Origin of the sequence: Streptomyces sp. SID12501 (assembly GCF_010550245.1) — a bacterium.
Taxonomy (GTDB): Bacteria; Actinomycetota; Actinomycetes; order Streptomycetales; family Streptomycetaceae; genus Streptomyces.
Map to the genome: position 1 here is coordinate 1 of NZ_JAAGLU010000648.1, position 442 is coordinate 442.

1 protein-coding gene is annotated in these 442 nt (G+C 69.7%); it reads left to right on the forward strand.

All coding sequences use genetic code 11. The annotated features are described in order from the left end of the window. The coding region (locus G3I71_RS47720; RefSeq protein WP_164325205.1) for an ABC transporter substrate-binding protein at positions 1 to 442 on the forward strand (442 nt) is incomplete at both ends.

Below are 442 nucleotides of genomic sequence, written 5' to 3' on the forward strand. Positions count from 1 at the left end.
TGGACGACGTGGCCGACCCCGCCCGGGGCGAAGCGAACGCGGCCCGGTTCGTCTCGGACGAGAAGGTGCTCGGCGTCGTCGGCCCCTTCAACTCGGGCGTCGCCCAGACCCTGGTGCCGACGTTGACGCAGGCGGGCATGGCCGTCGTCTCCCCGTCCAACACCAACCCCGTGCTGACGCTGGGCCCCGACTGGGCCGCGGGCACCACGTCCCGCCCCTACTCCACGTACTTCCGCACCGTCACGACGGACGTCGACCAGGGGCCGATGGCCGCCCAGTACCTGCACGGCAAGGCGAAGAAGACCAAGCTCTACGTGGTGGACGACATGAGCGCCCACGGCACCACCCTCACCAAGGGTTTCACCACCGAGTTCACGAAGCTCGGCGGGACCGTCGTCGGTACCGAGCAGGTGCATCCCGCGGAACTCACCTTCGCGGGGCT